The sequence below is a fragment of the Dyadobacter sandarakinus genome, assembly GCF_016894445.1.
Classification (GTDB): domain Bacteria; phylum Bacteroidota; class Bacteroidia; order Cytophagales; family Spirosomataceae; genus Dyadobacter; species Dyadobacter sandarakinus.
In genome coordinates, this window is record NZ_CP056775.1 from 4,476,582 (window position 1) to 4,496,341 (window position 19,760).

General features: G+C 47.9%; 19 protein-coding genes. 8 read left to right on the forward strand and 11 right to left on the reverse strand.

Going from position 1 to position 19,760, the window contains the following annotated elements:
• Positions 1–2 precede the first annotated feature (2 nt).
• A complete protein-coding gene (locus HWI92_RS18220) occupies positions 3–701 on the forward strand; it encodes a peptidoglycan DD-metalloendopeptidase family protein (RefSeq protein ID WP_229248244.1) in 699 nt (232 codons plus the stop codon).
• Here the strand turns inward: HWI92_RS18220 and HWI92_RS18225 are convergent.
• The 3 genes from HWI92_RS18225 to HWI92_RS18235 all read right to left on the reverse strand — a co-directional run bounded on the left by HWI92_RS18225 (position 689) and on the right by HWI92_RS18235 (position 5,286).
• Positions 689–1,441: an SDR family NAD(P)-dependent oxidoreductase gene (locus tag HWI92_RS18225; protein WP_204657932.1), complete on the reverse strand. Its 753-nt coding sequence runs from the start codon at positions 1,439–1,441 to the stop codon at positions 689–691. The two genes, HWI92_RS18220 and HWI92_RS18225, sit on opposite strands and share 13 nt — an antisense overlap.
• Before the next feature lie 41 nt (positions 1,442–1,482).
• Complete coding sequence (locus HWI92_RS18230; protein ID WP_204657934.1) at positions 1,483–3,180, reverse strand: S41 family peptidase; 1,698 nt, start codon at positions 3,178–3,180, stop codon at positions 1,483–1,485.
• Between the two features lie 150 nt (positions 3,181–3,330).
• Positions 3,331–5,286 carry an acetoacetate--CoA ligase gene (locus HWI92_RS18235; protein WP_204657936.1) on the reverse strand — a complete coding sequence of 652 codons (1,956 nt, stop codon included), beginning with the start codon at positions 5,284–5,286 and terminating at the stop codon, positions 3,331–3,333.
• A 281-nt stretch (positions 5,287–5,567) separates the two neighbouring features.
• On the opposite strand from HWI92_RS18235, the gene HWI92_RS18240 reads away from it, so the two are divergent.
• Positions 5,568–7,034 (forward strand): pseudouridine synthase, encoded by a 1,467-nt coding sequence (locus HWI92_RS18240; RefSeq protein WP_204657938.1) that lies wholly within the window; start codon positions 5,568–5,570, stop codon positions 7,032–7,034.
• A 67-nt stretch (positions 7,035–7,101) separates the two neighbouring features.
• Here the strand turns inward: HWI92_RS18240 and HWI92_RS18245 are convergent, their stop codons facing one another.
• From HWI92_RS18245 to HWI92_RS18265, 5 genes are all read right to left on the reverse strand, one after another.
• Entirely contained in the window at positions 7,102–8,628 is a 1,527-nt protein-coding gene (locus HWI92_RS18245; protein WP_204657940.1) for a Do family serine endopeptidase, read from the reverse strand.
• Positions 8,629–8,836: 208 nt separating this feature from the next.
• On the reverse strand, positions 8,837–9,268 hold the full coding sequence (locus HWI92_RS18250) for an Hsp20/alpha crystallin family protein (RefSeq protein WP_204657942.1): 432 nt from the start codon (positions 9,266–9,268) through the stop codon (positions 8,837–8,839).
• 230 nt (positions 9,269–9,498) lie between these two features.
• Complete coding sequence (gene rnc / locus HWI92_RS18255) at positions 9,499–10,245, reverse strand: ribonuclease III (RefSeq protein WP_204657944.1); 747 nt, start codon at positions 10,243–10,245, stop codon at positions 9,499–9,501.
• A 14-nt stretch (positions 10,246–10,259) separates the two neighbouring features.
• Positions 10,260–11,513, reverse strand: a complete 1,254-nt coding sequence (gene fabF, locus HWI92_RS18260) for a beta-ketoacyl-ACP synthase II (RefSeq protein ID WP_204657946.1) — start codon at positions 11,511–11,513, stop codon at positions 10,260–10,262.
• Between the two features lie 41 nt (positions 11,514–11,554).
• On the reverse strand, positions 11,555–11,791 hold the full coding sequence (locus HWI92_RS18265) for an acyl carrier protein (protein WP_015813362.1): 237 nt from the start codon (positions 11,789–11,791) through the stop codon (positions 11,555–11,557).
• 228 nt (positions 11,792–12,019) lie between these two features.
• On the opposite strand from HWI92_RS18265, the gene kdsA reads away from it, so the two are divergent.
• The 3 genes from kdsA to HWI92_RS18280 all read left to right on the forward strand — a co-directional run bounded on the left by kdsA (position 12,020) and on the right by HWI92_RS18280 (position 14,189).
• Positions 12,020–12,832 (forward strand): 3-deoxy-8-phosphooctulonate synthase, encoded by an 813-nt coding sequence (gene kdsA / locus HWI92_RS18270; protein WP_204657948.1) that lies wholly within the window; start codon positions 12,020–12,022, stop codon positions 12,830–12,832.
• Between the two features lie 56 nt (positions 12,833–12,888).
• Positions 12,889–13,503, forward strand: coding sequence for a phosphatase PAP2 family protein (locus HWI92_RS18275; protein WP_229248246.1), 615 nt, complete (start codon positions 12,889–12,891; stop codon positions 13,501–13,503).
• A gap of 152 nt (positions 13,504–13,655) precedes the next feature.
• Complete coding sequence (locus HWI92_RS18280; RefSeq protein WP_204657952.1) at positions 13,656–14,189, forward strand: DNA-3-methyladenine glycosylase I; 534 nt, start codon at positions 13,656–13,658, stop codon at positions 14,187–14,189.
• Here HWI92_RS18280 and HWI92_RS18285 read toward each other — a convergent pair.
• The 3 genes from HWI92_RS18285 to HWI92_RS18295 all read right to left on the reverse strand — a co-directional run bounded on the left by HWI92_RS18285 (position 14,186) and on the right by HWI92_RS18295 (position 16,587).
• Positions 14,186–14,722 (reverse strand): hypothetical protein, encoded by a 537-nt coding sequence (locus HWI92_RS18285; protein WP_204657954.1) that lies wholly within the window; start codon positions 14,720–14,722, stop codon positions 14,186–14,188. The two genes, HWI92_RS18280 and HWI92_RS18285, sit on opposite strands and share 4 nt — an antisense overlap.
• Positions 14,723–14,740: 18 nt before the next feature.
• Positions 14,741–15,556: a glycerophosphodiester phosphodiesterase family protein gene (locus HWI92_RS18290; protein ID WP_229248255.1), complete on the reverse strand. Its 816-nt coding sequence runs from the start codon at positions 15,554–15,556 to the stop codon at positions 14,741–14,743.
• Between the two features lie 113 nt (positions 15,557–15,669).
• Positions 15,670–16,587, reverse strand: a complete 918-nt coding sequence (locus HWI92_RS18295) for a PfkB family carbohydrate kinase (RefSeq protein WP_204657956.1) — start codon at positions 16,585–16,587, stop codon at positions 15,670–15,672.
• Between the two features lie 189 nt (positions 16,588–16,776).
• Here HWI92_RS18295 and HWI92_RS18300 point away from each other — a divergent pair, with 189 nt between their 5' ends.
• Genes HWI92_RS18300 through HWI92_RS18310 form a run of 3 tightly spaced genes read left to right on the forward strand, consistent with a single transcriptional unit; the run spans position 16,777 to position 19,758 of the window.
• A complete protein-coding gene (locus HWI92_RS18300) occupies positions 16,777–17,172 on the forward strand; it encodes a DUF5618 family protein (protein ID WP_204657958.1) in 396 nt (131 codons plus the stop codon).
• Between the two features lie 17 nt (positions 17,173–17,189).
• The gene (gene cysS / locus HWI92_RS18305; RefSeq protein ID WP_204657960.1) at positions 17,190–18,692 is read left to right on the forward strand and encodes a cysteine--tRNA ligase; all 1,503 of its coding nucleotides are present in this window, start codon (positions 17,190–17,192) and stop codon (positions 18,690–18,692) included.
• A 40-nt stretch (positions 18,693–18,732) separates the two neighbouring features.
• On the forward strand, positions 18,733–19,758 hold the full coding sequence (locus HWI92_RS18310; RefSeq protein WP_204657962.1) for a M28 family peptidase: 1,026 nt from the start codon (positions 18,733–18,735) through the stop codon (positions 19,756–19,758).
• Positions 19,759–19,760: the final 2 nt, after the last annotated feature.

Genomic DNA, 19,760 nt, shown 5'->3' on the forward strand with positions numbered 1-19,760 from the left:
TTTTGGAACGAATAATGCAGGTACTGGCAGAAAAGTTGACAGCATACTCCGGCTTTGCAAAGGTAATCGCCTCTTCAAAGCCCTACCGGAGGCTTGACTTTTCTTCCGGTAATGCTGACCTAAGCCGGCTGGACCTTACAGAAACAGCTGTATTTGCGGAGTATGTTTCGGGTGTCATGTTAGAAAATAACCGATACCTGGGAATCGGCGGGTATGCAGAAGACCGCATTATTTACCGTACCCGCAAACATTTTCAGCAAAACACCCAACCGAGAAGCATTCACCTCGGAACAGATATCTGGACGACAGCCGGTGAGCCCGTGCATGCGCCTTTGTCCGGACAGGTTCACAGTTTTGCATTCAATAACCACTACGGTGATTATGGTCCCACGATCATTCTTGCACACGAGCTGCAAGGTGCCCGGTTTTACACGCTTTACGGACATTTATCGCTGGAATCACTGCATGGCTTATACGAAGGAAAAGAAATCAGCACCGGCGAATGCTTTGCTTCCATAGGGTTTTACCCGGAAAACGGCGACTGGCCTCCGCATCTGCATTTTCAGGTTATAGAAAATATGGGCGAATGGAAAGGCGACTATCCCGGTGTAAGCAGCTGGCAGGATCGCGATTACTATCTGGCCGCTTGCCCCGATCCTAATCTCATCCTGTGCATCCCTGAAAATACTTATTTGCGGTGAATCGTCGTAGCGGCTGATTGCGCCCCGGCCAGAATGGTCACATCGGCAATGGTAACGCGCGAAGGTGCATTGACAGCGTATAAAACAGCATCAGCAATATCTTCCGGCTGCAATGGCTCAAATCCCTGGTATACTTTCTCAGCCCGCTCCTTGTCTCCTTTAAAACGAACCAGTGAAAAATCAGTCTCTACGGCGCCGGGAGCCACATTCGTGATCTTGATGCCATGCTGCGTCAGTTCGAGCCGCATACCTTCACTGATGGATTCAACAGCAGCTTTGGAAGCACAGTAAACCGTTCCGTTTGCATAGGTTTGCTTGCCGGCAATTGAGCTTATATTGACAATATGGCCTTTGCCTCTTTCCAGCATCAGCGGGATTACAGCCTTGGATACGTACAGCAAGCCTTTTACATTGCTGTCGATCATAGCATCCCAGTCATTGGTATCACCCTCATCAAGGGTACCCAGGCCGTGTGCATTACCTGCATTATTGACGAGTATATCAATGTTTTTCCAGGCATCAGGCAGGGAGGCGACCATCGCCTGCACAGCTCCATTGTCTCTGACATCGAAAATCAGGCTGGTAACCTGCACTTTGGCATGCAGCGAGGCACTCAGCTCATCCAGCTTGTCCTGGCGGCGGCCACAAAGAATAAGGTCAATACCTGCGCCGGCAAATGCCAGTGCAGTTGCTTTTCCGATGCCGGAAGTAGCTCCGGTAATCAATGCAATTCGGGACATTCTTAAATTTTTTACTACAAAACAAAGGAATAGATCCGGACTTAATTTCTCGGTATGTTCATGCTGCTGAACTTTCCTTTTTCAAGCTGAGCGGCCTGCCCGAACATTTGTACCGCCTGCTGGTACACGTTGTCCGTAGGATTAAGCACTCTGAATACTTCATTGTTCAGACCGCTTTTCTGCTTTCTTCCCCATACATACCGGCCGATGATGGCCTTGGTCTGTGCAGCGATGACCGGTCTTGAATGGTTTAACTCCTTTTCGTTAAGCTTGATACCCGCCCGGGTTGCATCCCGGCCCAGCTCTGACAGCATGGCGTCCGTAACCTGGAAGTTGTTGACATAGTTATCAAACGATCCTTTTTCAAGCTGCTTCTGGTGTTCGTTTGCATATTTCAGTGCGTACTCGCGGATGATGTTTTTTGAATAAAGCTCAAAAAGGTACTTGCTGTTGAGCAGTGTATCTTTGGGTACAAAAATGTCGGGAGTGATACCGCCACCGCCATAAACTATCCGGCCCCCATCGGTTTTGTACACTTTACTTTTATCAAACTTGATGCTGTCGGCATTGAAAAGCTCGCCGCTTTCATACCTGTGCGACAAATCCTGGCTGTAATCCTCTCCCTTGCCCAGCTCATACGGCTTTTGAATGCTGCGGCCACTCGGGGTATAGTACCTTGAAATAGTCAAGCGCAGCTCTGATCCATCGGACAGTTTGATCGGCATTTGTACCAATCCTTTTCCATACGACCGCCGGCCCACTACCAATGCGCGGTCATGGTCCTGCAAGGCCCCTGCCAGGATTTCGGATGCTGACGCACTACCTTCATCAACCAGCACAATCAATGGACCCTGCTCGAATAATCCTTCGACATGCGACCTGGTTTTACGATCAAACCGGCTATCCTTGCCCTCGGTATACACCAGCAGCTTATCGCCGGAGATAAACTCGTCGGCCATACTGGTAGCCTTTTCCATATACCCGCCCGGATTACCGCGCAGGTCAAGAATCAGATTTTTCAAGCCTTCGGATTTCAATGCTTTCAGGGCTGTTTTAAACTCGTCGTAAGTGGTTTCTGAAAAACGGCTTACTTTAAGATATCCTGTTTCATTGTTAATCATGTAAGAAGCGTCTACGGAATAGGTAGGTATACGATCCCGGACAACGGCGACATTGATTTTGTCAGGCATGCCCACACGCTCTATCCCCAGATCGACCTTGGTACCCCGCTTGCCGCGAAGGACTTTGTAAACCTGTGCATTGGTCACGCCCGGTCCCGAAAGATTTTCCTTGTTCACGGAAATAATCCGGTCGCCGCTCTGGATACCGGCCGTTTCGGATGGGCCGCCGCTCAGGGGAGTAACCACATACACGGTATCATTGAAAATGTTAAACTCCACACCAATACCGTCAAAGCCCGATTCCAGTTGAGAACGGGCGGCAGTAGCTTCTTCCGAGTTGAAGTAAGCAGTATGCGGATCAAGCTTTTCCAGCATTTTGGTGATTGAAAAATCTACCAGATCATCCGTATTCACAGAATCGACATAGTTGTTTTCAACCAGCATCAGCACTTCCCGGTACTTTGCATAACCTTTCGCAACGTCTGATAATTTTTTTCCACCGCTAAAAAAAGTACTTCCCAGCAACACACCCGCGGCAAGGGTGATGCCGATAATAATCGGGAGCCGCACCACAGCACGTGAATTGCGGATCGGTGATTTGGATGTGTCTGAACTCATGCTGGTTATAATGGGAAAGGTGTGTAAAATAGCTTTCTGCGTGAAACCTAGTTCTAACGTGAAGTAAATGATTTTGATTACCTAATGCAAATGTCTTTACCGGTCAAAAAGCCGTTAACTGTCCTGATTTTACTACTTCGTTTTAAGCGTTTAAACAAATGATTTGAGGGATTCCGGGTTTCGCATAATATCCGGATTAATACATTTGGCAGGGTCCTGACCCATCAGGATACGCTTAACAGGCGTTTCCATTTTTTTACCATTGATCGTGTACGGAATGTCGGTCACCTGCTCGATCGTGTCGGGAACGTGCCGGGGACTGTACTGGGAACGCAGTGTTTCACAAATGCGGCCTTTCAGCTCATCTGTCAGTACCTTGTCTTTACTCAGCACCACAAACAACGATATGGTACCGTCACCACTCGCCTTGTCCAGGTACACCGCCAGGCTGTCCTTTACCTCGGGCAGACTTTCCACTGCCCGGTAAATTTCCGCAGTACCAATGCGCACGCCGCCGCGGTTCAGCGTGGCGTCGGAGCGCCCGTAGATGACGACCGACTTCCGGGATGTAATCCTGATCCAGTCGCCATGCCGCCAGGAGCCGGGGAACATGTCAAAATAGCTGCTGAAATATTGCTGGTTGCCTGCATCATTCCAGAAATAAACAGGCATGGAAGGCATGGGCTGGGTCAGTACCATTTCGCCGGTTTGCCCGATTACGGGCTTTCCGTCATCGTCATAAGCCTCAATTCTGCAGCCGAGCATCCTGCACTGGATTTCCCCGGCATAAACCGGCAGTACCGGGCAGCCACCCACAAAGGCGCTGCAAACATCAGTACCGCCGCTGAGGGATATCAGCCACACGTCTTTTTTAACATGCTTGTAAATCCATTCATATACTTCCGGTGGCAGGGGCGAACCCGACGAGCCGATGGTTTCGAGCGCGCTGAGCCGCTCGGAAGTTATGCTTACCCCGGCTTTCATTGAGGCTGTAAAATAAGCCGCGCCACTACCAAAATGATTGATCCTGGCTTTTTCTGCAAAAGTCCATAGTACCTGCGATGAAGGAAATGCAGGCGCCCCATCATAGAGTACCAGAGTAGCACCGCAAAGCATTGAGCCCAGGGCATAATTCCACATCATCCAGCCGGTGGTACTGTACCAGAAATACCTGTCGCCCGGCTTCACATTCTGATGAAGTGCCAGTGCCTTGTAATGTTCCAGCAGGCAGCCGCCTACGCTGTGTGCAATGGCCTTCGGTTTGGCCGTGGTACCGGACGAGTACAATATCCAGATGGGATGATCAAAATCTACGGGTTCAAATTCGAGCCCGAAGTTGGGCAAATGCAGGATGTCCTCCCAAGATGTAAACCGGTCGGGTTTGATGACGGAGTCAATATTGTTGATCAGCACGGTATCTTTTACCGTCTTTAATGCAGACGAAAGCTCCTGTGCAAAGGAGGTCATATCGTATGTTTTTCCATTATAAACATAGCCATCCGCAACAAAAAGCACCTTGGGTTCTATCTGCAGAAAACGTTCGAGAATGGCTGTCTTACCAAAATCAGGAGAGCAGCACGACCATACCGCACCCACTGCATTCACCGCCAGAAATGCTGCCGTCGCCTGAGGAATGTTGGGCAAAACAGCAGCTACCCTGTCGCCGGGCCGCACACCCCGCTGTTTGAGCCAAGCTGATACAGCAGCAACTTCTTCTTCGAGCGTTTCCCAGGATATTTCCTGCATGCCCGTTTGCTCCGACTGAAAAACAATGGCAGAACGATCTTTGGTTTTGTTTCTGAAAATATGCTCGGCATAGTTGACCTTGGAGCGCGTAAACCATCGTGTACCGATCATTCCGCTTTGCGGCCTTTGCAGTACTTCAAGGTACAGATCGTGTGATTTGATGTTGAAAAAATGCCAGAGGCTTTCCCAGAAATCTTCCAGATCAGTCACAGACCATTCCCATAAATCATGATAGGAACGGAAGTAGAGACCCTTTTTTACGAAGAGCCAATCCATATATCGTTTCAGGCAGGACTGTTCCAACAATGCCCGCCCGGGCTTCCAGAGCGGAGGCCCCTGCACGTCTGTAGGCGTATCCATTTTGCTTAATGTTTGTAGCTTCCGGCGCTCTTTTGTATCCGGCGCCCTGACAGAAGTTATAAACGCCCGGTTATTTATTTTGACATAAATGAGAACGGAAATTTTTAGCCGGCAAAATAGGTTATCTTTGCATCCTGCAATTTCAAAAAGCGCTACTGAACTGATTACTACATACGTTGTATAAATGAGGTTCGTGGCATTTTTCAATTTTAGGCAGGCTGTATAAGCTTGTATGTTTAGTGTAAATAGGAATTCAATCCAGTAGTGATACTGCTATCCTGATGAAAAAAAGAACAACCAGCCCCAAAGCGGGCAACAATGCACAATCGGCATCCGGCGCGTCCCGGTCATTCCAGAAATCCAGCGGTGGTACAGGAGGCGATCGCCCTTTCAAGCGGGCCAAGTCCGAGGTAGAAAGCCGGTTCAGCAAACCATCCATCAAAAAATCAAGTCTGCGTTTTTCCAAAACTGAAAATACCGGGCAAAAAGCACGTCCGGATTTCAGTCATGAAAAGCCCGAGTCGTTCAAACCACGATCGTTCCGCGACCGTGAAGAGTTTACTTCCGAAGGCAAGAAGCCATTTTCAAAGCCTGAAAGGCCGTTTTCAAAAACAGATAAGCCTTTTTCAAAAGCAGACAGGCCTTTTTCAAAAACGGATAAACCTTTTTCAAAGTCGGACAAACCTTTCTCAAAGTCAGACAAGCCTTTTTCAAAGTCGGACAAGCCTTTTCCGAGAACCGAGGCGCCTTTCTCGAAATCTGAAAAGCCTTCTTTCCGGGAATCTGGCCGTAGTAAGGGATTTGGCAAACCAGAGCGCGAAAGCGAACGCCCCTTCGGTTTCAAGCAAAAAGAAAACTCAGGTTTTAAAAAAAAAGACGATTCTGAGCCCAGGGATCATGCAGCTCCCCAATCGGGAAGTGCGGAGCCGGAAGCGGACCAAAGCGGACTGGAAAGAAGAGTAGGACGCTACAAATCGGCTCCCGGATATGATCTCTCCGGCTATGAAAAAAGGACCGGCAAAAAGGTGAAGGAAGACCCTTCCGACATCCGCCTGAACCGCTACATTGCTAATGCAGGCATTTGTTCAAGGAGGGAAGCTGATGACCTTATTGCTTCGGGGCAAATTTCGGTAAATGGTAAAACTGTGACCGAAATGGGCTACAAAGTAAAGCTGAGCGATGTTGTCAAATATGGCAAACGTGCGCTGAACCCCGAAAAAATGGTGTATATCCTGATTAATAAACCGAAGGATTACATTACGACTACAGATGATCCGGAAGAACGCAGAACCGTACTCGACCTGATCAAAGGAGCTTGCGACGAACGTGTTTACCCGGTTGGCCGCCTCGACCGCAATACCACGGGTCTGCTGCTGCTGACCAATGATGGCGAACTCGCCGGAAAGCTGACGCATCCATCAACTGGCATTGGCAAAATTTACCAGGCGGAGCTTGACCGACCAATTGCAACAGAGGATTTTGAAAAATTACAGCAGGGTGTGGCGCTGGAAGACGGTTTCATTCGTCCTGACGAAGTAGGTATTGTTACTCCGGATGCGATGGTCGTAGGACTTGAAATTCATAGTGGACGTAACCGGGTGGTACGCCGCATCTTCGAACATTTAGGCTATGAGGTGAAAAAGCTGGACCGTACTGTATTTGCAGGCCTCAATAAGAAGGACCTGCCAAGAGGTAAATGGCGGTTTTTGACAGAGAGGGAAGTTATTAAGCTTAAATATATGCTGTAACATCCGGAATAAAGAAAAGCGGCTGGAATGAACATTCCAGCCGCTTTTTCATGAACCTTAATGTATATTAAAGACGGAAACCAAAGGAGTAAACGTCATAGGGAGCATCAGGATATAGTCCTTCAAACTGTACCATGGACTCTTCTTTTCCGGCGATGGCTGCCTGAAACTCTTTTACCGAGCGGATTGCCTTACCGTTTACCTTGGTGATAATAAATCCTTCTTCTACCTGCGAGCGTGCAAATTTGCCGCCTTCGATTGACATTACTTTTACACCTCCGTCAATTTTGTACCTGCTCAAACGTTGCTTTTCGGCATCGCTCAGGTTACCAAATTGTGCGCCAAGTGCATTCATAATAGCTGCACTTTCATCACGTTTAATGATGTCGGAGCCTCCGGTACGGTTTCTCAGCGTAATGTTCAGCTCTTTTTCCTTGCCTTCACGGTTAACAGTCAGGTTCACCTTGTCGCCAGGCTTGTGCAAACCGATTGCCTGCTGAAGCTCGGGAACCGAGTGAATATCCATTCCATCTACTTTCACGATTACGTCACCTTTGGCAACTCCTCCGGCTTTGGCTGCGCTGTTTTCGGTAAACTCACGTACATAGACACCATCATTCACCCTCACACCATACTCTTCAGCTTTTCTGCTGTCAAGATCATCCAGCTGAATACCCAGGTAGCCGCGCTGTACATTACCAAACTTGATCAGATCGCTGGATACTTTCTTTACAATGCTGGAAGGAACTGCAAATGCATATCCTGCAAAGCTGCCGGTAGGACTTGCAATAGCCGTATTGATACCAATCAGCTCGCCTTTCAGATTCACCAGTGCGCCACCACTATTACCGGGGTTTACCACAGCATCAGTCTGAATAAAAGATTCAAGCGGCGAGTCTCCTGCGGAAGCAGAAGTAGGCGTCATCCCATTTCTGCGGCTGGATTGTCCGATAATACCTAATCCTCGACCTTTTGCACTGATAATACCCGCTGTCACTGTAGATTCCAGGTTAAATGGATTACCCACAGCTACAACCCATTCACCTACCTTCACCGCGTCAGAATTACCCAATGTTACAGCGGGAAGCTCCTTGGCTTCCACTTTAATTACCGCGATATCCGTCGAAGGGTCGGTGCCGATTACCTTAGCACGGAACTTACTTTTATTATGCAACGTAACTTCCAGCTCCTGAGCACCTTCTACCACGTGATTATTGGTAACAATATACCCGTCACCAGAAATAATTACACCGGAACCTGAGGCCTCGGATGGTTGCGAACCTCTTGAACTACCCCCAAACTCATCACCAAAAAAGTCCCTGAAAATATCGGGAATCTGCTGCCCGCGGGAAGCCTGGCGTGTCATCGTGGATTTAATGTGTACTACTGCCGGCGTAGTTGCTTCAGCTGCATAAACGAAGTCACCCGGAGCACCCACAGGAGCGCCGGTTGAGGTAAAGCGTGCGATAGGCTCGGATGCCGCTTCTTTTAAGATCACATCTTTCTCATCCGTTCCAAGCAGTTTAAAGCCGGCAAGAGTCGACGCGCTCGAGATTAACCCAACCAACACTAAACTTTTCCAATTGTTTTTCATAGAAATATGCTGGGATTTATTTTACCAAATGGATAACGCAAATCAAACATTAATCATCCTCCGACAGGAACCGTTTAACATAATTTAACAAAGATATTCGATTCGTAAGATTACCAAAATACCCTGCCAGCTTCATGCTTTTTCTTCTTTGTCCGGACAAAAAAAAGGCGCTACCAACAAGCAGTAGCGCCCTAAAAGCCTTGGCCGGTTAGATTACCGAAATTTCACGGGCAGGTTTTTCTTTGGCTTCTTCCCTTTTCGGTAGGGCAATGCTCAGCACGCCGTCAACATAGTTGGCTTCAATCCTGTCACCGTCAATGGATGTTGGCAATGTGAATGTTCTCTGGAAAGAAGTGTACTTGAACTCCCTGCGGCTGTACGTTTCATTTTGTTGCTCTTCGCTTTGTTCTTTATGAGCGGAGATGGTCAGCTGATTTTTATCAAGATTAAGCTTGAAATCACTTTTCTGAAGGCCCGGGGCAGCTACTTCAATGCGGAAACCATCTTTGTTTTCAACTACATTCACAGCAGGTACGCTGCCAGAAAATGCAGGAGTGTTGAACTCGCTGAACAGATCTTTACCGAAAAAGCTGTTCATGTAAGCTGGTGTTGCAAAGTGAGATTTAACTAAAGTGCTCATGGTTATAAGTGTTTAAAGTTTTTGTTTCAGGTTTTCCCTTGCGGGTATGTCCTGTAATAAAAAACTTTTGTTCCATGAGGTAAAAAGGAAACTATATGTGTCAATGTGGCAGCATTTGCATTAAATGTGCACCAAAGTACGCCACAATGTCACTTTCTTTAAATAAAAAATGACAAAATGTAACTTATCCTGCATTGCAGGACACGAGGATGCCGTAAAGTTGCGGGGGATTATTTAAGTTCGAGGATAGCGCAGGCTTGCTCGGAGGCGGATTGTTCGGCTTTCTTTTTTGTAAAACCATTACCAACCGCAAAGGGCTCATCATTGACGAGGATCTGTGAGATAAATTCGCGATGATGGCGGGTACCACGCTCTTCAAGAATCTCAAAGCGGATTTCCTTGCCTTCACGTTGTGCCCATTCAATGATCATGCTCTTAAAATTGGCATTATTCTGGATAATGCTTTCAAGGTCATAATGCGTAATCAGCTTGTTGATCACGAAAGTCCTGGTAAAACGGAAACCTTTATCCAGGTAAATGGCCCCGACAAAAGCTTCCAGCGCATCCCCGTACATGGAGGAACGCGGTGACATTCCGCGGCGGTTGCCATCATATTCGATCAGCCGATCAAGACCAAGCTTGCGTGAAATCTGGTTGAGCGACTCGCGGTTTACGATGCGGGAGCGAATTTCGGTGAGGAAGCCCTCGTCTTTGTAGGGGTATTTTGTAAAAAGAAATTCTGCGACGATCATGCCCAGTACGGCATCGCCGAGATATTCGAGGCGCTCGTTGGATTCACGAAAGCCTTTAATTGCAGTTTCTTTGGAAGCAGATGTATGCCTGAAAGCCAGCTGATACACCCCCAGATTGGAAGGACGGTCGCCTATCACGTGGGCAATGGACTCCTTAAATCTCTTATCCTCGGCCGTTCCGGTCCGAAAAAGAGATAGTATCGGTATAAGAATTCGCTTTGCCAATGCGTAAGGTTTAATCAGCCCTCATATTTTTTGAAAATAACTGATGCATTATGACCTCCAAAACCAAAAGTATTGCTCAGTGCAACATTGACTTTGCGCTCCTGGGCTTTGTTGAAGGTCAGGTTCAGTCTGGGATTAATGTCCGGATCGTCTGTGAAATGGTTGATGGTTGGCGGAACCACCTGGTCGCAGATAGCAAGGATGCACGCAGCAGATTCCAATGCACCGGCTCCACCCAGCAGGTGTCCGGTCATGGACTTGGTGGAGCTGATATTCATGCTATAGGAATGCTCCCCAAAATACTTTTCAATTGCTTTGACCTCCTGAGGATCACCAATTGGAGTAGATGTCCCGTGGGTGTTGATGTAGTCGATATCCTCTGGTGCCAGTCCGGCATTTTCCACGGCATTTTTCATAACCATGAAAGCGCCCAATCCTTCCGGATGCGGGGCAGTAATATGGTATGCGTCCGAGGAAAGACCTGCTCCGATCATCTCGGCATAGATTTTCGCGCCACGCGCCTTGGCATGCTCCAGCTCTTCCAGAATGATGGCCACACTACCTTCTCCGAGGACAAATCCATCACGGTCTTTGTCATAAGGGCGGGAGGCCGTCTCAGGAGAGTCATTACGCTCTGAAAGCGCCTTTAAAGCATTAAATCCCCCCACACCTGCCACAGTTACCGCAGCCTCTGAACCTCCCGAAATACATACGTCCATCATACCCAGACGAATGTAGTTGAAAGCATCAATCAGTGCATTGGTTGCCGATGCACAAGCTGAAACGGTAATAAAGTTAGGTCCGCGGAAACCGTAGCGGATGGAAAGTACCCCTGAGGCACTGTCCACAATCATTTTAGGAATAAAGAATGGATTGAACCTGGGCGTATTTCCATTGGTAGCAAAGTTCATTACTTCTTCCTCGAATGACTTAAGACCACCAATTCCTGAGCCCCAGATTACACCGGCTTTGTCGAGATCTGGTTTTTGCTCGCCAAAGCCGGCGTCCTTCATTGCCTCATCGGCAGCAATTACGGCATATTGGACGAAAGGATCCATTTTACGGGCTTCCTGACGAGGGATGTAATTTTGAATGTCCAGGCCTTTTACTTCACAGGCAAAACGGGTCCGAAATTTCTCAGCATCAAAATGCGTGATCGGTGCTGCGCCACTTACCCCTTCAACCAAATTCTTCCAAAAGGTGGAAACGTCGTTTCCAATGGGTGTTAAGGCACCCAGTCCTGTAATTACAACTCTCTTAAAACTCATAAAATGGGACAGAATAGAAGATGACTGGTGTGAAAAACGGATTATTTTACGTTTTCTTCCAGATATGCAACAGCCTGACCAACTGTACCGATGTTCTCTGCCTGATCGTCAGGGATAGAAAGATTGAATTCTTTTTCGAATTCCATAATCAATTCAACGGTGTCTAGAGAGTCCGCTCCCAAGTCGTTCTGGAAGTTTGCTTCCGGTGTAACCTCCGACTCTTCTACGCCGAGTTTCTCGACGATAATTTGCTTAACTCTTTCTGCAATTGCTGACATTTTATAATCACTTTTTGGTTAAAATCGCAACAAAGAAAGATATTTCAGTTCACTTTTTCAAAATTTTTTTAACCGGTTTGTTTTAATGCAGCAAAGCTCTAAATGTGAAAAAATGCACTAAATCAAACGTTTATCACATACATTACCTTTCCCGGATCGCTTACTTCCGGTGGTTACCGGCACGATCCGGCACGTTAAAACATTTGACTTTACCTGAAAACTACTTTTATGATCACAATACCGCGTCTGAAAAACACCGACTCCTCCATGTTTTTGCTCATGGCCGGCCCATGTGCTATTGAGGGCCGTGACATGGCAATGCGCATTGCCGAGACCATCACCACACTCACTGACAAGCTTAGAATCCCATACATTTTTAAAGGCTCCTACCGTAAGGCCAACAGAACCAAAATCGACTCTTTTACAGGAATCGGAGATGAAAAAGCATTGAAAATCCTGAAAGAAATCGGCGACACATTCCAGGTACCCACCGTCACGGACATTCATGAATCGCACGAAGCCGCCCTGGCTGCGGAGTATGTGGATGTTTTGCAAATCCCGGCTTTTCTGTGCCGGCAGACCGAGCTTATTGCAGCGGCAGCACGCACCGGCAAGGCTGTAAATGTTAAAAAAGGCCAGTTTCTTTCGGGTGCTTCCATGAAGTTTGCAGTGGAAAAAGTGAGAGATACCAATCCTGCAAGCCCCGTACTGCTCACCGACCGCGGCAACAGTTTCGGATATGGTGACCTGGTAGTGGACTTCCGAAATATTCCCGAAATGGCAGCATTTGATGTACCCGTAATAATGGATTGTACGCATTCACTTCAGCAGCCAAACCAGTCGTCCGGGGTAACTGGCGGCAAACCCCGCCTGATCGAAACCATCGCAAAAGGAGCGATTGCAGTAGGTGCTGACGGACTTTTTATTGAAACGCATTTTAATCCTGCCGAAGCCAAGTCTGACGGCGCCAATATGCTGCCCCTGGATCAGCTGGAAGATTTGCTTAAAAAACTCGTCCGCGTAAGAGAAGCCATCCTATGATAGCACGATCCCTCAGAGCGCCAGTGCTTTGCCTTATTTATTGTGTTTCGCTGTGGATGCCACCGGCGGCTCTTGCCCAGCAGGATACCACCCTCAGGCATATCCAGGCTGCTGACGTGGTGCCGCCTGTTTCGCTAGCGCTTGCGGGGCTGATCACACAAGGCAGGATCAGCCGTGCGCTGCACGAGCGGGTAAGGGCAGAGTTTCCTAATTTTCGCACGCATGCAGACGACTACCTGCTGTATGCGCCCGGAGTTGTGAGTCTCGGCCTTGCCGCATCGGGAGTGAAGGGAAAACACGGGCTGAAAGATCAGATCATACTGGCGATTATCTCAAACCTGGCTGTACAGGGTGTAACACAAGGTATGAAACGCATTATAGCCTATCCGCGCCCGAATGGTGAGGACTACCGCTCATTTCCTTCAGGACATAGCAGTACCGCATTTACCAATGCTACCCTGTTACACGAAGAGTATGGCGACCGGAGCATATGGTATACTGTAGGCGGGTACGGAACTGCCACTACGGTAGGTGCCTTACGCATGCTCAACAACAAGCATTGGCTTGCCGATGTGCTGATGGGCGCTGGTGTCGGTATCGGCGCGACCAAGGCGATTTACATCAGCTATCCCTGGGTGCAGCGGCAGGTCAGGCGGGTAAAAAACAGGTGATTTTTTATTTGAAAAAAGCTGCTGACATACTGCTGTCATCCGGAGGCTTGTTCTTTGCAGCAACATCTGTCAGCTATGGATGATCCTGCCTCGGCAAAGCGATTGTTTGAGGCAGGATTTACGTAAAAAGAATATTAATCCAATACATCCGAATGTCTTACTGCACCTATGTAAACAGCAATCCTTCTGACCAAGCTGATTATCTGCTGCATAAATATTACCACGATAACCAGTACGGGTTTCCGATCGACGATGATGACGAGCTTTTTGGAAGGTTGCTGCTGGAAATCAATCAGGCTGGCCTGAGCTGGACACTGATGCTGCGAAAGCAGGATAGTTTTCGCGCAGCATATGATAATTTTTCAATCGCCAGAGTGGCTGCCTACGATGAGACCGACAGGGAACGACTACTCTCCGATCCGGGCATTGTGCGCAACCGCCTTAAAGTGAATGCAGCGATTGTAAATGCGCAAAAGATCCTTGAATTGCAGAAGGAATACGGGTCTTTCAAAGGTTGGATTGATGCGCACCATCCATTGCCCAAGGAGCAGTGGGTCAGATTGTTTAAGAAGACTTTTAAGTTTACCGGCGGCGAAATTGTAAATGAGTTTCTGATGAGTACCGGGTACCTGCCGGGAGCGCATGATGCGGATTGCCCGGTGTACCGGATTATTCAACCTGCCTAATAGTCGATTTGATCGGGAGATAGTATGTCAATTTGATCTTTGATCTGCTGAAAAAGAGCTGCACTCATCTCTCCGGCACGTGCTTCCTTTTCCATCTCATCAAAGTGCCTGCATAAAATATGCCTGTTACTGCGATGGTGCCAGATAATCAGCCAGGCAGTTTCCGCTGCCTCTTCTCCGAGTGAGCTCTTCTTTGGCCACCCATATTTTTTAATGACCCTGTTGAGAATTTTCAGGTTAACCTCATCATTTGCATGCATCTTTTGCAGGAACAACTTCTCATTTTCCGACTTTCCCGAATGCAGACTATCGCGCCACTTCTGATCCGCATGATGCATTTTACCAAAAAGTCCAATGAGCTGATTGCTTGTCATGCCGTCAATCTGAACAAACGGATCCAGGTCCGTATACATCCAGGCTGAAGAAGTTGCCGGCTGCACAGGCTGCTCGATCTCGCCGACTACGGTATGTGTAGGATTGGGAGCATTGCAGCCTGCGAGCAGCAATACGCTGTGCATGATGACGTATTTCATAATTCATTCAGCACAATGTTATTGAACATGCGCTTTCAGATACGTCACCATTTCAGCCGGCTTGTCGGTTTGCAGTCCCTGTACTCCTTTGTGCAAAGCTTCATTCCAGCTTGCAGGGCCCTCATCCGGACTTTGCACGTCAAGCCAAACGGACACGCCATGTTCGTGAGCCGCTTTCAGCAGCTCAGGATCCGTCATATTGTCAAGTACCTGGATGTGCATGTGACCGAGAAAAGCATCCAGTTGCGCTTTATTGGTTACCTCTTTGGGCAGGCTGGTCATCAGCGGCATGTCGGGAGCAGCTTCCTTCCATTTTTTATATTGCTCTTCCTTATTCAGGTATACTACTATCTGATGTTCCATGCCGGCAGCTTTAATCTCCTTCCAGGCTTCGGCTACATCGGCTTCCTTGAAATCCAGGTAAATGTTGATCTTTCCTTTACACAATGCCAGTATGTCCCTGAACTGAGGAATGCGGTGGGTCCTTTTATTACGGTTAAAAACCTGAAGACTTTCCAGCTCCTGCCAGGTCAGGTCGGCTACTTTGCCTGTACCATTGGTAGTGCGGTCAACTTTGCCATCGTGCATGGCGATTAAGTGCCCGTCTTTACTGGTCCTTAAATCAACTTCCACATAATCCGCTCCGCAGCTGATCGCTTCCCGGGTCGAAGCCAGCGTGTTCTCGGGTGCATTTACGTGATTGCCACGGTGAGCAATCACCACCGTTTTATGCCTGGAATGCGGCAGAGCCGGATGCGACTGGTGCTGTGCCAGCAAAGTTGCCGGATCAACAAATAGCATCAGCAGGCAGATGGTTGTAACAAACAGCTTCATGGGAAATCTCAGGTTATGGAAGAGTGATTGTTTTTAATTAAAAAAACCACAAAAAAGGGTCTGCAAGCAGAGAACTTCCGACTCACAGACCCAATCTTGTATATCCTTAATTGTTAATTTATTTCAAAGCTCGACAGCTTTACAAATTCCTGTACACGCTCATCAATTTCCTCCTTTGCAAGATTGACCAGGCGCTCGGTACCGAATTTTTCCACGCAGAAAGATGCCATAGCTGAGCCATAAATAATAGCGCGTTTCATGTTTTCAAACGAAATATCATCGGTACTTGCGAGGTAGCCGATAAAGCCGCCCGCAAATGTGTCGCCTGCTCCTGTTGGGTCAAAAACCTCTTCCAGCGGGAGTGCAGGGGCAAAGAATATACGCTCGTCCTGGAACAACAGCGCGCCATGCTCTCCTTTTTTAATGATAAGCGTCTTCGGACCCATAGCCATGATCTTTTTGGCAGCCTTACGCAGGGAATACTCGCCCGAAAGCTGCCGGGCCTCCTCATCATTAATGGTGATCAGGTCCACAAGTTTCAGTACTTCCTTAAGATCATCCATTGCGATGTTCATCCAAAGGTTCATCGTATCGAGCATGATCAGCTTCGGCCTTCCCGACATCCGCTCGATGACCAGCTTTTGCGTGGCTGGTACTGTATTGCCGAGCATCAGGAACTCGGTTCCCTGGTACGATTGCGGGATAGTGGGATCAAAATGTTCCATGACATTCAGTTCGGTTACGAGCGTGTCACGGGTATTCATATCTTCATGGTATTTGCCCGACCAGAAGAAAGTCTTACCCTCGCTTACGATTTCCAAACCTTCGGTATTTACGCCGTGATCTTCCAGAAGATCAATCATTTCCTTTGGAAAATCACCGCCTACTACCGCTACAAGATTGTTTTGTTTGGTAAAATAAGATGCAGCTAGTGTGATGTAAGTGGCAGCACCACCGATAATTTTATCTGTTTTTCCAAACGGGGTTTCGAGCGCGTCGAAAGCAACAGATCCTACGGTTAATAGACTCATAAATATGTACTGTGTTGAATTTAAGTTAGTTTGAAACCTTTTACATTTTGTTCAAAACGCTGCGAAGATAATCAAAACAGTGAAATAGCATTTGCCGGCTCTTCTTCCTAGGAAAAACGCCGGCTTTTAACTGAACGGTTATTTGCTATTTTTGCTGCATATCAGACACTCATCAAACACACTTGAAAAATGGAGGCTATCAGCGAAGCCAGAAGGCACATTGCCAATGCAAAAGATTTCCTCAGTAACAATGCTAAAAAACAGGACGGTCTTTATCAGGACAAAAAGTATGTCAAGATTGCAGGACATACGGCTTACACCGGTATTCTGTTGGTGTTGAATGCACTTTTAGGCGAGAAAAATAAAAAAACACCTAACAGTGTCGAGTGGTACCAGTCGGAATTGAGCCGTGTCGACAAAACCCTGCTTGCTAAATTTACGACAGCATACCAAGTCCTTCACCTCGATATGGGATATCAGGGTACCAAAAGTGCCAAGTTAGCTTCAGTAGGCCTTAAATCCGCCGAACAAATCATCGACTGGGTGGAAACCCGACTTGCTAAAACGCAGTTAAGGAATCAGTAATCAAGTACCAGAAATAAATGGCCGCTCAAACTTTCCAGCCTCTTCGCATTTTTAATACTCTTACCCGGCATAAAGATGTATTTGTCCCGATAGCACCTCCTTATGTCGGCATGTACGTGTGCGGACCTACGGTTTATAACAATGTGCACCTGGGCAACATTCGTACATTTCTTTCATTTGACATCCTTTACCGCTACCTGACGTACATCGGGTACAAGGTCCGGTATGTTCGTAATATTACCGACGTAGGCCACCTCGTGGGTGATGGCGAGGAAGGTGAGGATAAGATCGGCAAAATGGCCAAGCTGCAAAAGCTGGAACCGATGGAGATCGTGCAGCGGTACACCAATGATTTTCATGATGTATCGGCTACATTCAACCTGCTTCCGCCCAGCATCGAACCTACTGCAACCGGGCACCTCATTGAGCAGATTCAGGCTGTGGAAAGCCTGATTGAGAAGGGTGTTGCCTATGAATCCAATGGTTCCGTGTACTTCGACATCAACCAATACCAGGCAGACGGAAATGACTATGGCAAGCTTTCGGGCCGGGTCATCGAAGACCTGCTCAATGAAACCCGCGAGCTCGACGGCCAGGCAGAAAAACGAAATCCGCTGGACTTTGCATTGTGGAAAAAAGCCAGTCCTGAGCACATCATGCAGTGGGACTCACCATGGAGCCGCGGCTTTCCGGGCTGGCACCTTGAATGTACCTGCATGAGCGCCAAGTACCTCGGCAAGCAGTTTGATATCCACGGCGGGGGAATGGATCTTAAGTTTCCTCACCACGAATGTGAAATTGCACAGGGCAAATCACTGACCGGCGAAGAACCTGTCCGGTACTGGATGCATACCAATATGCTTACGGTTAACGGACAAAAAATGTCCAAGTCGCTGAACAATTCCTTCCTTCCCGCGCAGCTTTTTACCGGTAACCACGCCCTGCTCGAACAGGCTTACAGCCCTATGACTGTGCGCTTTTTCATGCTGCAAAGCCAGTACCGCAGTACACTCGACTTTTCAAATGATGCTTTAAAAGCCGCACAAAAAGGTTATAAACGTCTTGCAAATGGTATCCGGAATGCCAAAGTAATGGTATTTGAGGAAGAGGAAGGGGTAGCACCTGACGCTGCCAAAATTGCAGATATAGAAAAGGCTGTCGAGGGGTTTTATGCCGCTATGAACGATGACCTGAACACCGCGGTAGCTTTTGCAAATTTGTTCAATCTCCTGAAGTACATTAACATGATTACCATGGGCCAGCTGAAAACAGCTGCTTTGGGAGAGCATGCATTCAACTCGCTGCGGCACAACTTCATTACTTTTTTTGAAGATGTACTCGGATTGAAAGAAGAACTGGCCGAAGGATACGCTGTGCTCGAAGGCATGCTGGCGCTTTACCGGGAATTTAAAACAGCCCGCAACTACGAAAAAGTAGATGAAATCCGTTCTTACTTCAAAAATCAGGGTCTGGTGATCCGGGATACCAAGATAAAGGTAGACTGGGCCTACGAGGAATAAGAAAGCCGGCAGACAAACTATAACCAACTCAATCAAGAACATGCAACTCATTCCCGGCTCGTTTTCCAGGAAAATACTGTCTTCCGTTTTTATCCTGACGATCGTCCTCACAGGCTGCAACAATCAGGAAAGTTCTGAAAAAACAGCTGAGCAGGCTCCTGCACTCGTCAAAGCTCCGGCCTTCAATGCCGATTCGGCTTATGCTTTTGTTCAGAAACAGGTTGACTTTGGTCCCCGGGTACCTAATACCCCGGCCCACAAAGCCACTGGTGACTACCTGGCGGCAAAGCTGAAAGCATTGGGTATGCAGGTAACCGAGCAAAATTTTGTCGCAACCACTTACGACGGCAAAAAGCTTAATGCCCGCAACATCATCGGATCGTATAACCCCGGTGCACAAAAACGCATTCTTCTGGCCTCCCACTGGGATTCCCGCCCGTTTGCAGACCAGGATTCTGTGGCCAAAACCAAGCCTGTACTGGCCGCTAATGACGGTGCGAGCGGCGTAGGGATTATCCTTGAAGTCGCACGTGTGATCTCTTTACAGGCAAGTAAGCCTGACATTGGAGTAGACGTGATTTTCTTTGATGCCGAAGACTGGGGTAATTCAGACGAAGCTACCGGCGAGTACGGCGGGTATTGCCTGGGTTCGCAGTATTGGGCCAAAAACAAGCATGTTCCCGGCTACACTGCCTACTTTGGCGTACTGCTGGACATGGCCGGGGCCAAAGGCGCTACCTTCCTCAAAGAAGGTTATTCTGTACAATTAGCGGATAATGTGGTAAGACAGGTCTGGAATACGGCAAGCCGGCTGGGCTACAGTAACTTCTTTATCGATCAGCGGGGATCTTCCATTACCGACGATCACCTGCCGGTAAACCGCGATGCACATATTCCGATGATCGATATCATTCACACGCAGCAGAATAACCTGGCACATACTTTCTTCGACCAGTGGCACACTGCAGACGATACCATGGAGCATATCGACCCTAAAACATTGCATGCCGTGGGCCAAACGCTGATCCAGGTTATCTATCAGGAGGCGCAGGATCAGCCTTTGTAAGT

Coding starts and splice junctions, on each gene's coding strand:
- HWI92_RS18225 (WP_204657932.1), bottom strand. CDS start 1,441: ATGTCCCGAATTGCATTGATTACCGGAGCTACTTCCGGCATCGGAAAA.
- HWI92_RS18230 (WP_204657934.1), bottom strand. CDS start 3,180: ATGAGTTCAGACACATCCAAATCACCGATCCGCAATTCACGTGCTGTG.
- HWI92_RS18235 (WP_204657936.1), bottom strand. CDS start 5,286: ATGGATACGCCTACAGACGTGCAGGGGCCTCCGCTCTGGAAGCCCGGG.
- HWI92_RS18240 (WP_204657938.1), top strand. CDS start 5,568: ATGAAAAAAAGAACAACCAGCCCCAAAGCGGGCAACAATGCACAATCG.
- HWI92_RS18245 (WP_204657940.1), bottom strand. CDS start 8,628: ATGAAAAACAATTGGAAAAGTTTAGTGTTGGTTGGGTTAATCTCGAGC.
- HWI92_RS18250 (WP_204657942.1), bottom strand. CDS start 9,268: ATGAGCACTTTAGTTAAATCTCACTTTGCAACACCAGCTTACATGAAC.
- fabF (WP_204657946.1), bottom strand. CDS start 11,513: ATGAGTTTTAAGAGAGTTGTAATTACAGGACTGGGTGCCTTAACACCC.
- HWI92_RS18265 (WP_015813362.1), bottom strand. CDS start 11,791: ATGTCAGCAATTGCAGAAAGAGTTAAGCAAATTATCGTCGAGAAACTC.
- kdsA (WP_204657948.1), top strand. CDS start 12,020: ATGATCACAATACCGCGTCTGAAAAACACCGACTCCTCCATGTTTTTG.
- HWI92_RS18275 (WP_229248246.1), top strand. CDS start 12,889: ATGCCACCGGCGGCTCTTGCCCAGCAGGATACCACCCTCAGGCATATC.
- HWI92_RS18280 (WP_204657952.1), top strand. CDS start 13,656: ATGTCTTACTGCACCTATGTAAACAGCAATCCTTCTGACCAAGCTGAT.
- HWI92_RS18285 (WP_204657954.1), bottom strand. CDS start 14,722: ATGAAATACGTCATCATGCACAGCGTATTGCTGCTCGCAGGCTGCAAT.
- HWI92_RS18290 (WP_229248255.1), bottom strand. CDS start 15,556: ATGAAGCTGTTTGTTACAACCATCTGCCTGCTGATGCTATTTGTTGAT.
- HWI92_RS18295 (WP_204657956.1), bottom strand. CDS start 16,587: ATGAGTCTATTAACCGTAGGATCTGTTGCTTTCGACGCGCTCGAAACC.
- HWI92_RS18300 (WP_204657958.1), top strand. CDS start 16,777: ATGGAGGCTATCAGCGAAGCCAGAAGGCACATTGCCAATGCAAAAGAT.
- cysS (WP_204657960.1), top strand. CDS start 17,190: ATGGCCGCTCAAACTTTCCAGCCTCTTCGCATTTTTAATACTCTTACC.
- HWI92_RS18310 (WP_204657962.1), top strand. CDS start 18,733: ATGCAACTCATTCCCGGCTCGTTTTCCAGGAAAATACTGTCTTCCGTT.